This window comes from Amycolatopsis aidingensis (assembly GCF_018885265.1).
Taxonomy (GTDB): Bacteria; Actinomycetota; Actinomycetes; order Mycobacteriales; family Pseudonocardiaceae; genus Amycolatopsis; species Amycolatopsis aidingensis.
Genome location: NZ_CP076538.1, coordinates 5,389,405 through 5,402,125, shown reverse-complemented (window position 1 = coordinate 5,402,125; position 12,721 = coordinate 5,389,405). Strand labels below are relative to the sequence as shown.

General features: G+C 71.7%; 11 protein-coding genes. 4 read left to right on the top strand and 7 right to left on the bottom strand.

Annotated features, from left to right (window positions below; translation table 11 throughout):
* Positions 1–87: 87 nt before the first annotated feature.
* The gene (locus tag KOI47_RS24525) at positions 88–1,170 is read left to right on the top strand and encodes a DUF4192 domain-containing protein (RefSeq protein WP_216207950.1); all 1,083 of its coding nucleotides are present in this window, start codon (positions 88–90) and stop codon (positions 1,168–1,170) included.
* Here KOI47_RS24525 and galE read toward each other — a convergent pair.
* From galE to KOI47_RS24510, 3 genes are all read right to left on the bottom strand, one after another.
* A complete protein-coding gene (gene galE, locus KOI47_RS24520) occupies positions 1,142–2,140 on the bottom strand; it encodes a UDP-glucose 4-epimerase GalE (protein ID WP_216207945.1) in 999 nt (332 codons plus the stop codon). The genes KOI47_RS24525 and galE overlap by 29 nt on opposite strands.
* 142 nt (positions 2,141–2,282) lie before the next feature.
* Positions 2,283–3,458: a galactokinase gene (gene galK / locus KOI47_RS24515; RefSeq protein ID WP_232376221.1), complete on the bottom strand. Its 1,176-nt coding sequence runs from the start codon at positions 3,456–3,458 to the stop codon at positions 2,283–2,285.
* A complete protein-coding gene (locus KOI47_RS24510) occupies positions 3,455–4,153 on the bottom strand; it encodes a metal-dependent transcriptional regulator (protein ID WP_170220751.1) in 699 nt (232 codons plus the stop codon). Before KOI47_RS24510 ends, galK begins: the two co-directional genes overlap by 4 nt.
* Before the next feature lie 145 nt (positions 4,154–4,298).
* On the opposite strand from KOI47_RS24510, the gene KOI47_RS24505 reads away from it, so the two are divergent.
* Both KOI47_RS24505 and KOI47_RS24500 read left to right on the top strand, forming a co-directional pair.
* Positions 4,299–5,471, top strand: a complete 1,173-nt coding sequence (locus KOI47_RS24505) for an acetoin utilization protein AcuC (RefSeq protein WP_216207941.1) — start codon at positions 4,299–4,301, stop codon at positions 5,469–5,471.
* A gap of 6 nt (positions 5,472–5,477) precedes the next feature.
* The gene (locus tag KOI47_RS24500; protein WP_216207938.1) at positions 5,478–8,177 is read left to right on the top strand and encodes a bifunctional acetate--CoA ligase family protein/GNAT family N-acetyltransferase; all 2,700 of its coding nucleotides are present in this window, start codon (positions 5,478–5,480) and stop codon (positions 8,175–8,177) included.
* 25 nt (positions 8,178–8,202) lie between these two features.
* Here the strand turns inward: KOI47_RS24500 and add are convergent, their stop codons facing one another.
* The gene (add, locus tag KOI47_RS24495) at positions 8,203–9,174 is read right to left on the bottom strand and encodes an adenosine deaminase (protein ID WP_216207935.1); all 972 of its coding nucleotides are present in this window, start codon (positions 9,172–9,174) and stop codon (positions 8,203–8,205) included.
* A gap of 76 nt (positions 9,175–9,250) precedes the next feature.
* Here add and KOI47_RS24490 point away from each other — a divergent pair, with 76 nt between their 5' ends.
* Positions 9,251–10,249: a LacI family DNA-binding transcriptional regulator gene (locus KOI47_RS24490; protein ID WP_216207932.1), complete on the top strand. Its 999-nt coding sequence runs from the start codon at positions 9,251–9,253 to the stop codon at positions 10,247–10,249.
* Here KOI47_RS24490 and KOI47_RS24485 read toward each other — a convergent pair.
* The 3 genes from KOI47_RS24485 to KOI47_RS24475 all read right to left on the bottom strand — a co-directional run bounded on the left by KOI47_RS24485 (position 10,221) and on the right by KOI47_RS24475 (position 12,674).
* Positions 10,221–10,613 carry a DUF1761 domain-containing protein gene (locus KOI47_RS24485; RefSeq protein ID WP_216207930.1) on the bottom strand — a complete coding sequence of 131 codons (393 nt, stop codon included), beginning with the start codon at positions 10,611–10,613 and terminating at the stop codon, positions 10,221–10,223. The two genes, KOI47_RS24490 and KOI47_RS24485, sit on opposite strands and share 29 nt — an antisense overlap.
* Entirely contained in the window at positions 10,606–11,304 is a 699-nt protein-coding gene (locus KOI47_RS24480) for a DUF4287 domain-containing protein (RefSeq protein ID WP_232376220.1), read from the bottom strand. The genes KOI47_RS24485 and KOI47_RS24480 overlap by 8 nt, the downstream gene beginning before the upstream one ends.
* A gap of 209 nt (positions 11,305–11,513) precedes the next feature.
* Entirely contained in the window at positions 11,514–12,674 is a 1,161-nt protein-coding gene (locus KOI47_RS24475) for a hypothetical protein (RefSeq protein ID WP_216207927.1), read from the bottom strand.
* Positions 12,675–12,721 lie beyond the last annotated feature (47 nt).

Here is a 12,721-nt window from a genome sequence, read left to right as displayed (position 1 = left end):
GGCCCGAGTTGTTCAACCCGGCCCGAAACTGTCCACAGGTCTCGCTCGCGCTCGCCCCGTCGGCCTGCCGCGCCGCATGCTGAGCACATGACCACGACCACGGCAGTTTCCGAGATCAAGATCAACCTTCGGGACCCGGCGCAGTTGCTGGCGGCCACGCCCGCGCTGCTCGGATTCCGCCCCGAGGGCTCGCTCGTGCTCATCGCACATGCCATGCCCCGGGGCGACCGGGTTGGTTTGGTGCTTCGCGGTGACCTACCGCCACCAGGCCAGGAACACGACCTCGTCCGGCATCTGGCCGCGCCACTGGTCGCCGACGGCGCGGTCGGCGTCACCATCGTGGTGGTCGGCAGGCATCCGGACGAGCCAGCAGACGGTGCTACGCGCGTCGCGCACGGCACGTTGGTGGACACGGTGTCCGCCGTGCTCGGTGAGCTGGGCATGCGCACGATGCATGCCCTGTGGGTACCGCGGATCGAGAAGGGAGCCCGCTATCACTGTTACCTCGACTCCACCTGCACCGGAGTGCTGCCCGAACCGGCCATCACCGCCGCGGCCGCCGCCGTGGCGAGCAGCGGCCAGGTCACCTTCGGCAGCAGGGAAGCCATGGAACGGCTACTGGATCCGGTCGGGGAGGACGTCCTCTCCCGCCGCTCGGCACGGCTGACCGAGGCCTGCGAGGAGCCCGACACGCCGGAAGCGGCCATCGAACGACACTGCCGCGAGGTGTGCGGCGCACTGGCCGACTCCGCTCGTGGCGAGCTGGAACTCGACGACAGCAGGGTCGTGGCACTGGCACGCGCCCTCTCCGACACCCGCGTCCGGGACGCCTGTCTCGCCACCGTGCTGCCCCGGGGCGGCCCCCGATCGCTGGCCGCCGAGCAGCTGTGGCTGCGACTGGCCAGGGAGACGCCCGCACCCGAGCGTGCCGAACCGGCCTGCCTGCTCGGCTATTCCGCGTACCTGCGCGGGGAGGGCGCGCTGGCCGGCATGGCGTTCGACAGCGCACTGCGCGCGGATCCCGAGCATGTGCTGTCCGGGCTGCTGGTACGCGCGCTCCGGGCGGGGATGCCACCGGCGAGGCTGCTGCGGCTCGCCGAGGCGGAGGACGTCCTCGACCTGGAACGCCCGTTCGGCAGGCCTATCCTGCCGCGCGGCGGTTCTGGGTAAAGGTCCAGGCGTCGGCGACGATCTCGGACAGCTCGGCCCGCTCCGGTTTCCAGCCGAGTTCCTCCCTGGCCCGGTCGCTGGCGGCCACCAGCACGGCCGGGTCTCCGGCCCGGCGCGGGGCGAGTACCGCCGGGATGGGGTGGCCGGTCACCGCCCGGCAGGTGTCGATCACCTGCTGCACCGAGAAACCGGTGCCGTTGCCCAGGTTGTAGACCCGGTGCTCGCCTGGCCGGGCATGATCGACGGCGAGGAGGTGCGCGTCGGCGAGGTCGTTCACGTGGATGTAGTCGCGGACCGCGGTTCCGTCCTCGGTCGGGTAGTCGTCGCCGTAGATCTGCACCTGCGCCCGGTCACCGGTGGCGACTTGGAGCACCAGCGGGATCAGGTGGGTCTCGGTGGTGTGCCGCTCACCGTAGCCGCCGTAGGCACCCGCGACGTTGAAGTACCGCAGGCTCACCGCGGCCAGCCCGTGCGCGCGGGCGTAGCTGGTGATCGCGTGGTCGATGGCCAGCTTCGTGGCGCCGTAGGTGTTGCTCGGCCGGGTCGGCGCGGACTCCGGGATCGGGCTCTGCTCCGGTTCCCCGTAGGTCGCCGCGGTGGAGGAGAACACCAGCCGGGGGGTGCCATGCGTGCGCATGGCCTCCAGCAACCGCAAGGAAGTGAGGACGTTCCCATGCCAGTACAGACCGGGAGCCTGCATGGATTCGCCGACGAGCGATTTCGCGGCGAAGTGCAGCACACCGTCGAAGCCCTCGGCCAGCAGGACCTCCGCGGTCTCGGCCGCATCACCCTCGATGAACCGCGCGCCGGCGGGAACCGCGTCCGCGTGCCCGGTGGAAAGGTCGTCCACCACGACCACCTCGTGGCCCGCCTCCACCAGGCGTGCGGCACAGACGCTGCCGATATAGCCGGCACCGCCGGTGACGACCAGCTTGCGGGGCCTGTTCTGCTTCTCCGTCGCGGTGGGCATGCTCGTCCGGGCCTTTCTCGCTGGTGGGGGAGAGTACGGACCGGGTCCGCGGTCTCCTGGTGTGGTTGTGAGTGTGCATGGACGGGGACGTCCGGGCGGGAGCGGGGTTGCCCGGCGTGCCCGCCGCCTGCCGGCTCACCTCCTACGCGCGGCCTGCCCCGGCGGAGGGGACGCCGACGAACATGCGAGGAGCGCGCAGCCCGGCCTGCTCGAACCGGGTGTGCACCGCGGCCTCGATCCCCTCCCGGTCGGCCTCCCTGACCAGGGCGATGGCGGAACCGCCGAACCCGCCGCCGGTCATCCGGGCGCCGAGCGCACCCGCCTGGCGTGCCGCGTCGACCGCGAGGTCCAGTTCCAGGCAGGACACCTGGTAGTCATCGCGCAGGCTGTCGTGCGACGCATCGAGCAGCGGCCCGATCTCGGCGAGCTGCCCCGCCTTCAGCAGCTCCACGGCGTCGAGCACGCGCCGGTTCTCGGTGACCACATGCCGCACCAGCGGGCGCAGCGGCTCGGGCAGCGTGTGCTGGGCGGCGGCGAGCCCTTCCGGGCCGATGTCGCGCAACGCCTTCACCCCGAGCAGGTCCGCGGCCTGCTCGGTGCCACGCCTGCGGTCGCCGTAGCCGGACTCGCTGTGCGCGTGCTTGGCGCGGGTGTCGATGACCAGGACGCTCAGGCCGGCGGCGGCCGCGTCGAAGGGAACCTGCTCGGCGTCACCGGAGCGCACGTCGAGGAACAGCGCGTGGCCACGGACGCAGCACATCGACGCGGTCTGGTCGAGTACCCCCGTGGGTACGCCGACGAACTCGTTCTCGGCACGCTGGGTCCATCTCGCGATCTCGGCGCGCCGCGCGCCGTCCGGATCCTCGTGCCCGGCGAGACCCAGCAAGGCGAGCGCGACGGCGCATTCGAGCGCGGCGGAGGAGGACAGGCCGGCGCCGGTGGGGACGTCACCGGCGAGCACGAGGTCGGCGCCGCGGTCCACGCCGTGCTGGCGCAGCACCCAGGCCACCCCGGCCGGGTAGGCGGACCAGCCGGTGTCCGCGCCGGGGGCCAGTTCGGGGATGGTCACCGGGTCCGCCTGCTGGATCCGGTCATCGGAACCGAGGGTGGACACGGTGAGCACCTGATCGGCCCGGGCCGAGCCCGCGGCGGCGATCCGGTGCGGCAGCGCGAACGGCAGGACGAAGCCATCGTTGTAGTCGGTGTGTTCACCGATCAGGTTCACCCGGCCGGGTGCGGACCACACTCCATCGGGTGCTCGTCCGTGCGTGGCGCGGAACGCCTCGGCGGCGAGCACCTCGGGACCGGCAGCCGTCACCGCGCCTGCGCCAGTACGGCGTGCAGCACCGAGGACGGAACCTGCACGGTGGTGTTCTCGCCGATGACCTCGATGGTGGAACCGGCCCCGTTGGCCTTGCCCACCCGCACGGTGTTACCCGGTGCGAGGCCGACCAGCTTCAGCTCGGTCATCAGGGCCTCGTCCAGCTGCACGTGCTCGGCGATCCGGCGGATCTCCACCTTGCCGCCGCCTGCCCTGGCGAACTCGTCCAGCCGGACCAGATCGGACTCCGCGGGCGGGGCGGGCTCGCCGCCCTCACCGAGCTTGTCCAGTCCGGGGATGGGATTGCCGTACGGCGAGGTGGTCGGGTGGTCGAGCAATTTGACGAGCTTGCGCTCCACCGCCTCGCTCATCACGTGCTCCCAACGGCATGCCTCGTTGTGCACGTGTTCCCATTCCAGCCCGATCACGTCGACCAACAGGCGTTCGGCCAGCCGGTGCTTACGCATCACGGCAATGGCGAGCTCCCGGCCGTGATCGGTCAGTTGCAGATGCCTGTCGTCGGCGACCACCACCAATCCGTCGCGTTCCATCCTGGCGACCGTCTGGCTCACCGTGGGCCCGCTTTGCTGGAGGCGCTCGGCGATCCGCGCGCGCAGTGGTACGACACCCTCTTCTTCGAGCTCGAAGATGGTTCGTAGGTACATCTCTGTGGTGTCGATGAGCTCGTTCACGCTGTCCCCTTCGTCCGCGTTACCTATGGTAGTCGCTACCGCTGACAGGAAGTGCAGGCGTTACGGGTAACCGGTGAATGCCCGAGCGTGACCGGCGACATCCGATATCTCGGCTGATCGCAGGGAAAACCATTAGGCTCACCTCATGTGTCCGTCCGCTGTCGTATGGGACTCCGCGCTGCTGGGTTACGACCTCGGTGGCGACCATCCGTTCAACCCGATCCGGCTCGACCTGACCATCCGGCTCGCCAACAGCCTCGGCGTGCTCGACGGGGTGCCCTTGCTGGTTCCCGAACCGGCCACCGAGGCCGAGCTGCACCGCGCGCACGTGCCGGAATACCTCGAAGCGGTGAAGCAGGCACCCATGGTGGGCCATGACGTCGGGCATGGCCTCGGCACCCCCGACAACCCGGTCTTCAGCGATATGCACGAGTCCTCGGCGCTGGTCGTCGGCTCGACCATGCTCGCCGCGCGCACCATCGCCGAGGGCGGGGCACAGCGCGCCGTCAACATCGCGGGTGGCCTGCACCACGCCATGCGCGACCGCGCGGCCGGGTTCTGCGTCTACAACGACTGTTCGGTTGCGATCTCCTGGCTGCTGGACAACGGTTTCAGCCGGGTGGCCTATGTGGACACGGATGTGCACCACGGGGACGGGGTGCAGGCCGCCTTCTACGACGACCCCAGGGTGCTCACCATCTCCCTGCACCAGCACCCGTTCACTCTCTTCCCCGGAACCGGTTATTCCGGCGAGATCGGTACCTCCGGCGCGGAGGGTTCAGCGGTGAACATCCCGCTGCCGCCGAACACCAGGGACCCCGGCTGGCTACGCGCCTTCCACGCGGTGGTTCCCTCGCTGCTGGGCCAGTTCAAGCCGCAGATCCTGGTGACCCAGTGCGGGGTCGACTCGCACGAGGAGGACCCGCTCGCCGACCTCTCCCTCTCCGTGGACGGGCACCGCACCATCTACCAGACCCTGCGCGGCCTCGCCGAGAGCTGTGCCGACGGCCGGTGGCTCGCCGTCGGCGGCGGCGGATACCAGCTGTTCCGGGTGGTGCCGCGGTCCTGGACCCACCTGATCGCCACGGTGCTGGACCGGGACCTCGCACCCGGCACGCCCGTTCCCTCCAACTGGGTACGCACCGTCAGGGACACCGCACCCCGGGTGGAGCTGCCGACCACGATGACCGACGACCGGGATACCGGGTTCAGCCACTGGGGCGATGGCGCCGACGAGGCGGTGGACATCGCGATCCGGGAGACCCGGCGTGCGGTCTTCCCGCTGCACGGTCTGGACCCCGACGACCCGAGGGACTGATCCGCGATGCCTACCGACGAGTCCCGCGACCCCTACGACTACCCTCGCAGGTGGGAAGCCGACGTCCTGCTTTCCGACGGCGGAACGGTGCATCTGCGGCCGATCGTGCCCGCCGACGCCGACGCGATCGTGGCGCTGCACGGCAGGCTTTCCGAGCGGACCAGGTACTTGCGTTACTTCGGCGCCTACCCGCGTATCCCGCAACGGGACCTGGACCGGTTCACCATCGTCGACCACCACGACCGGGTCGCCTTCGTGGCCCTGCTCGGGGACGAGATCGTCGCCGTCGGCCGGTACGAGCGGCTCGGGGACGGAGACTCGGCCGAGGTGGCGTTCCTGGTGGACGACGCGCACCAGGGCCGGGGGCTCGGCTCCATCCTGCTGGAGCACCTCGCCGCCGCGGCCTCCGAGCGCGGGCTGGGCCGGTTCGTCGCCGAGGTGCTCGCCGAGAACTCCCAGATGGTGCGGGTGTTCCGGGACGCCGGATACCAGGTCAGCAGGGAGTTCGACGAGGGCCTCGTGCACCTTGAGTTCGACATCGACCCGACCGAGGAGTCGCTGGAGGTGGCCCGGTCGCGGGAACAGGCCGCCGAGGCGCGCAGCGTGCACAACCTGCTGCATCCCACCTCGGTCGCCGTGATCGGCGCCTCCACCGATCCCACCAAGATCGGCTACGTCGCACTGAGCAACCTGCTGTCCGCGGACTTCGCGGGCACGGTGTACCCGGTCAACCCCGAGCACCGCTCGGTACGCGGGGTCCGCGCCTACCCTTCCGTACTGGACATTCCCGACCCGGTCGATCTCGCGGTCGTCGCGGTCCCGGCGAGCCAGGTCGAGTCGGTGCTCGACGGCGCGCTGGAGAAGGGCGTGAAGACCCTGCTCATCGTCTCCGGCGGCTTCGCCGAGGCTGGTCCGCACGGGTTGCACGCGGAACTGCGGCTGGTCGGCGAGGCCAGGGCGCACGGCATGCGGGTGGTCGGCCCGAACGCGCTGGGCGTGCTGAACACCGACGCCGGTGTCCGGCTGAACGCGACCCTGGCCCCGCGGCTTCCGGCCAGGGGGCGCACCGGGTTCTTCTGCCAGTCCGGTGCGCTCGGCATCGCCATCCTGGCCGATGCCGAGGCCCGCGGGCTCGGCCTCTCCACCTTCGTCTCCGCGGGCAACCGGGCCGACGTCTCCGGCAACGACCTGCTGCAGTACTGGGAGAGTGACCCGGACACCGACCTGGTGCTGCTGTACCTGGAGTCCTTCGGCAACCCGCGCAAGTTCGCCCGCCTCGCGCGCAGGCTGGCCAGGAACAAACCGATCGTGGCGGTCAAGTCGGGCCGACACGCGGTGCGGCCACAGCTCGCGGCCACCTCGGCCGAGGTGGACGAGTCCAGCGTGCAGGCCTTGTTCGAGCAGGCGGGCGTGGTCCGCGTGGACAGCCTGGCCCAGCTGTTCGACACCGCACTGGTGTTCGCCCACCAGCCGCTGCCTGCGGGCTCCCGGATCGGGATCGTCGGCAACTCCAGCGCGATCGGCCTGCTCGCCGCGGACACCGCGCGGGCGCAGGGCCTGCGGCTGGGCACCGACCCGGTGGACGTGGGGGCGCAGGCCACCCCGGAGGAGTTCGCCGCCGCCGTGGCCGAGACGCTCACCTCGGCCGAGGTCGACGCGCTGGTGGTGGTGTTCGTGCCACCGCTGGCGATCCCCGGCACGAGTTACGCGCGGGCGCTGCGCGAGGCCGTGGTGGAAACCGGGCGGCAGGGGGAGAAACCGATCGTCTCCACCTTCCTCGCCGCCGAGGGGGTGCCCGACGAGCTGGCGGTGCGGGCCGAGGACGGCTCGCCGACCCGCGGTTCGATCCCGTCCTACCCCAGCCCCGAGCGGGCGGTGAACGCGCTGGCCAGGGTGGTCCGGTACGCGGCGTGGCGGCAGCGCCCGCAGGGCAACCTGGTCCGGCCGGGCGGCACGCATCCGCAGCAGGGACAGGCCGTGGTCCGCGAGGTGCTCGCCGCGGCCGAGGACAAGACGGTCTCCCTCGGGGATACCGACGCCCTGCGGGTGCTGCACTGCTACGGGATCGAGGTGGTGCCGTTCCGGGTAGTGGCCGGGGCGGACGAGGCCGTGGCCGCGGCGGCCGAGCTCGGGTACCCGGTGACCCTGAAGGCGGTGGACGAGCGGCTGCGCGGCAGGCCCGACCTGATCGGGGTCCGGCTGGACCTGACCTCGGAGGACTCGGTGCGCACCAGCTACCGCGACCTGCGCGAGGTGTCCGGGATGGACGAGGTGTACGTGCAGCGGATGGCGCCCAAGGGCATGTCCTGCGTGATCGGCCTGCAGGACGACCCCTCCTTCGGCACGTTGGTGTCCTTCGGCCTGTCCGGGGTGGTCAGCAGCCTGCTCGGGGACACCGCCTACCGCGCGGTGCCGCTGACCGATGTGGACGCGGCGACTCTGGTACGCGAGCCGAGGACGGCACCGCTGCTCACCGGGTACCGGGGCGATGATCCGGTGGACCTTGCCGCGCTGGAGGACCTGGTGCTGCGGGTGGCCGCGCTGGCCGAGGACAATCCCGAGGTCCGCTCGCTGGCGCTGGAACCGATCCTGGCCTCCCCCGAGGGTGCCTTCGTGGCCAACGCCCGGCTCGTGCTCGGCCCGCCCCCGTCCCGGCCGGACACCGGCCCCCGCCGGTTGCGCCCGATCACCGCTCCCGCCGACTGATCCATTCCGGACCCGGCTCCCGAGCTCACCGGTTCCCCGGCGCGGCCGCGGTAGGCGCTGCCGGTGGGCTCGCCGCGAAGGCGACGGCGCGGGCGTTGTCCTGGCAGCGCCGCTCCTGCTCGCCTGCCCAGCCGAACTGCCTGCCGAGCTCGGCGAACTCCCGCTCGATGCTGGTCGCCGAGGTGGTGCGCGCGTCGGTGCTGATGGTGACCGCGAGGCCTTCCGCGAGCAACCGGTCCGCGGGGTGCTCGGCCAGGCTGGGCACGGCGCCGGTCTGCACGTTGCTCACCGGGCACATCTCCAGCGGGATTCGCTCCGCGCGCAGCCGCGACACCAGCGCCGGGTCGGCCGCCGCCCGCACCCCGTGCCCGATCCGCGCCGCGCCCAGCACCTCCAGCGCCTCCCAGACGCTCTCCGGCCCGGCCGCCTCGCCCGCGTGGATGGTGACCGGCAGGCCGGCGGCATGGGCCGCGTCGAAGGCCGGGCGGTGCGGCGTGCCCGGCCTGCTCTCGTCCCCGGCCAGGTCCACCGCAGCCACCAGGGACCGGTGCCGCAGCGCGGTGTCCACCACCTGCTCGCTGACCTCCGGCGACTGCTGGCGCAGGCAGCACAGCAGCAGCCCGGTCCGTACCCCGGTCGCCGCGCCGCCCTCGGCGAGCCCCTCGGCGACCGCGCCCACCGCCTCGTCCATGGTCATCCCGGCGCGCCCGTGCAACTGCGGGGCGAATCGCACCTCGCCGTAGCCGACCCGGTCGGACCGCCAGTCCGCCACCAGCTCCCGCGCGACCCGGCGCAGGGAGTCCGGGGTCTGCAGTACATCCAGCACGGCATCGATCCGGGTCAGGTAGTCCATCAGGTTCGCGCACACCGGCGGGGCCACCACCAGCTCCCGCACCGGCCCCTCGAGCCGGATGCCCTGTTCCGCGGCCAGGTCGGCCACCGTGTCCGGGCGTACCGAGCCGTCCAGATGGCAGTGCAGTTCATAGCGTGTGCTCATGCCAGCTACCTCCGGTGATCTAAACGTTTAGAGTGAGGATGATCGGACGGGCGCAGCGCGGTCAAGGGAGTTAGCGGTGGCAGTGACGATGGCGGACGTGGCCCGGCGGGCGGGCACCTCGGTGGCGGTGGTCAGCTACGTGCTCAACGACGGGCCGCGCCCGGTGGCCGAGCGGACCAGGGCGCGGGTACTCGAGGCCGTGCGCGAGCTCGGCTACCACCGCAACCGCGCCGCCGCGGCGCTGCGTTCCGGCCGCTCCGGACTGGTCGGTCTCGTCCTGCCGGACACCACGAACCCGTACTTCGCCGCCCTCGCGCGCGAGCTGGAACGCGCGCTGACCGGGGCGGGCAAGCTGGCCGTCACGGCCAACTCGGACTACGACGCGCCGCGCCAGTCCCGCACGGTGGACCTGCTGCTCACCGCCCAGGTCGAGGGTGTGGTGGTGGTGTCGGCCGGCGGCGAGGAGGATCCCGTCACCCGCGCGCTGGCCACCGGCACCCCGGCCGTCTACCTGCACCATCGCCCGCCGGGGTCGGACGCGCCCCTGGTCGCCGGGGACAACACGGCGGCGATCGGGGCGGCCGTGGCGCATCTGCGCGAGGACGGGTACCAGGAGATCGCCTTCCTCGCGGGTCCCACCGACCACGGTCCGGTCGGGGACCGGGTGGCGGCCTGGCGCGCGGCCACCGGCGGCACCGAGCCGTTGCGCTGTGCCTACACCCGCGCGGCGGCGGCCGGCCTGTTCGGTTCGCTGGCGCGGTCAGGCCGCCTGCCTCGCGCGCTGGTGGCTGCCACCGACGAGCAGGCGATCGGGCTGCTGGCCGCCGCCTACGCCGAGGGCGTCCGGATCCCGGACCGGCTCGCCGTGGTCAGCTGCGATGGGAGCCCGGACGCGAACTTCACCGCCCCGCCGCTGACCGTCACCCGCCAGCCGTTGCGTGCGATGGCCGAGCGGGCGATCGGGATCCTCGGCGGGGGCGACCCGTCTGCCGGCCCGCTGCCGGCCGAGCTCGCCATCGGGCGCAGCTGCGGCCGCCATGGGCTGCCTAGCGCCATACTCCGACGATCACGGTGAGCACGAGCAGCTTCAGCAGCCAGTCCCCGGCATGGATCGCGGCGAGCTTGGCGGGCACCTTCTCGTGGAACACCGAACCGGTGAGCAGCACCATGGGAAAGCCCACCCACAGGACGATGGCGAGCAGCAGCGCGGCCCCGAAGCCGCTGATCCCGAGCTGGGCGGCCAGCCCGGCCAGCACCGTGGCCAGTACCAGGTTGCGCACCAGCTCGACGGGTACGGTGAGCGCGGCCGGCCGGGAACCGCCCGCGTACGCCTCGTGCAGCCGGGCAAGGTGGCTGCCGAGCAGCGCGTACCACGTTCCGCTCACCAGCAGCGCGGCCACCATCGCCACGCCGACCGCAAGGTAGTTGAGCTCAGGCATCGAGCTCACCCCGCTCGAGCCGTCCCTTGAGCGTGGCCAGCCGCTCCCGCCAGTAGGCCTTCATCCGCTCGGCCGCATCGGCATCGGCGAGTCGCGCATGCTCCACGGCCACCCTGGTCGCGCCCTCTCCCTTGCGGTCGAGGACGACATGGACCCTGGTCGCCCCGCCGAGCCAGTCGAACCGGGCCGACTTCGGTTTCGTGGCGGTGCGCTCGCGCAGTTCGCCGTCGGGCAGCCAGCGCCGCCGCAGCGACTCGTCGACGAATGCCTCGAACAGCTGGTCCGCGGACACCGCGATGGTCTTCTGTGCCGTCACCGCGAACCCGTCGGCCCGTTCCCCGACCGCCCGCAGGCCGCGGGCACGCTCGTAGCTGCCGGCCACGGCCTGGGCGTTCCAGGCAAGGGGTTCGATCCCCAGCTGGCCTGCCACCCAGCGCGCGATCTCCCGATGCGACCGCTGCGCGGCACCCCACTCGTCGAGCAGGTCGAACCATTCCTCCCAGCCGCGCCCGGTGCGCTGCCGGATCGACTCCTCCGAGGTCGCCAGCCGGGGAGTGGCCTGCGCTTCCGAGCTGCTTTGCGGCTCCTGGTCCCGCGCGGCAAGCAGCTGCGTCCGCGCCGCCGTGTAGCTCTCGCCCGTCTTCGCCATCCGTGCGCGTACGAGCCGCTTGAACGAACTCCGCCTGGTCATCCTGCGCTCCTCTCGTGGGCGGCGCCACGCGACTCACGCTCGCGAAGCCCGCCGGAAAGGGCGTCAGGAACCGGCGTCCCGAGGGCTGGAGCCCCCTTTGCTCCCACTCGAGCCGACGGCGTGAGCGCCGGAACCGGGAGTTGGGCGCGGGACCGCGCCTGGCGTCGCAGTATTGCATACCGCCCGCCAGGCGCGGAAGCGCCAGACTCTCAGAACCGGCGCGGGTCGACCGCGTAGACGAACCGTTTGCCCGGGTACTCGGTGAGCCCCCACAACTGGTTGTCCGGGCCGCGGTAGGAAAGGTCCTCCGGTCCGATCGGCTGCGCGCCTGCGTGCTTACGTGGCCCGCTGCCGGAGGTGAAGGTGTACAGCGACCCGCGGCTGCCCGCGCCCGCACTGGCCGAGACGAAGAACTCACCGTTGATCGCGGTGGCGCCCTGCATGCTCCGCAGGTCCACCCGGTAGCCCTCGGTGCCGTAGGTGTAGCCGTCGCCGGACTCCTTGAACATCCGGTCGGTGTAGTCGATCGGGAAGCGGACCACCCTGGTTCCGGTGCCGTCCGCGCTGTACTCGGGTACCACCACGCTGTCCGGCGTGCTGGTGCGGTCGAGCGAGGCGGCGGAGTGGCGCAGCCGGGCCGCGCCATCGACGGTGGACGCGGTGAACTTCAGTGCCTGCGGCAGCACGAACAGGTAGTTGTGCGCGTGGTAGGAGCCGTCGGCCTGCCTGCCGATCCTGCCCTTGTCCCCGGTGGAGACCTGCCAGAGGTGCCGCAGGTCGAAGGCGCGGAAACCGCCCCAGGTGTCGGCGACGTACAGGTAGTAGCCGTAGGCGAAGATCCCGCCCGCGTGCACGCGCACCGCGCGGAAGTCGGGCTGCCCCGCCGCGTTGGTGTAGGGCTCGACCAGCAGCACGTGCCGGTACTTCGGCGCGTCCGGGTTCGCGTAGTCCACGAAGGACACCCGCACACCCTTGCTCGTGCCGGAACCCTTGTAGTACCAGCTGGCGAACAGCGCGGTCCGGCCCTCGTAGGTACCGCTGCCGTAGGCGTCCGCGGTGGAGCTGATGCCCTGCGGGTACCAGTCGTCGGTGCCGTTGTCGCCGGACTTCCAGCAGAACGAAGCCACCTGGTTGGCCGCGCCGGGACGGCACTCGCTTCCGGTCACCGCGGCACGGTTCGCGCTGTCCAGCACTTCGGGGAAGGAGACATTTCGCAGCTCCCGGTCCAGCCTGCTGATCACCGGATTGTAGCCGCCCGCCTTGAGCCGGAAGTCGCTCGCGTCGATCCGGGTGGGCGCCGCCTGTGCGGCCGGTGTGGTCAGGGTGAACGTCAGCAGCAGCGCGGCCAGCACGGACAGCGCTCTTCGCATGGATACCTCCCCAGTCAAGATCACCTTTACTGGCAAGCTACCAGCGT

What these genes read in the sequence shown, in the direction of transcription:
- KOI47_RS24525 (WP_216207950.1), top strand. Translation starts at nt 88, where the DNA reads ATGACCACGACCACGGCAGTTTCCGAGATCAAGATCAACCTTCGGGAC.
- galE (WP_216207945.1), bottom strand. Translation starts at nt 2,140, where the DNA reads ATGCCCACCGCGACGGAGAAGCAGAACAGGCCCCGCAAGCTGGTCGTC.
- KOI47_RS24505 (WP_216207941.1), top strand. Translation starts at nt 4,299, where the DNA reads ATGTGTCCGTCCGCTGTCGTATGGGACTCCGCGCTGCTGGGTTACGAC.
- KOI47_RS24500 (WP_216207938.1), top strand. Translation starts at nt 5,478, where the DNA reads ATGCCTACCGACGAGTCCCGCGACCCCTACGACTACCCTCGCAGGTGG.
- add (WP_216207935.1), bottom strand. Translation starts at nt 9,174, where the DNA reads ATGAGCACACGCTATGAACTGCACTGCCATCTGGACGGCTCGGTACGC.
- KOI47_RS24485 (WP_216207930.1), bottom strand. Translation starts at nt 10,613, where the DNA reads ATGCCTGAGCTCAACTACCTTGCGGTCGGCGTGGCGATGGTGGCCGCG.
- KOI47_RS24480 (WP_232376220.1), bottom strand. Translation starts at nt 11,304, where the DNA reads ATGACCAGGCGGAGTTCGTTCAAGCGGCTCGTACGCGCACGGATGGCG.
- KOI47_RS24475 (WP_216207927.1), bottom strand. Translation starts at nt 12,674, where the DNA reads ATGCGAAGAGCGCTGTCCGTGCTGGCCGCGCTGCTGCTGACGTTCACC.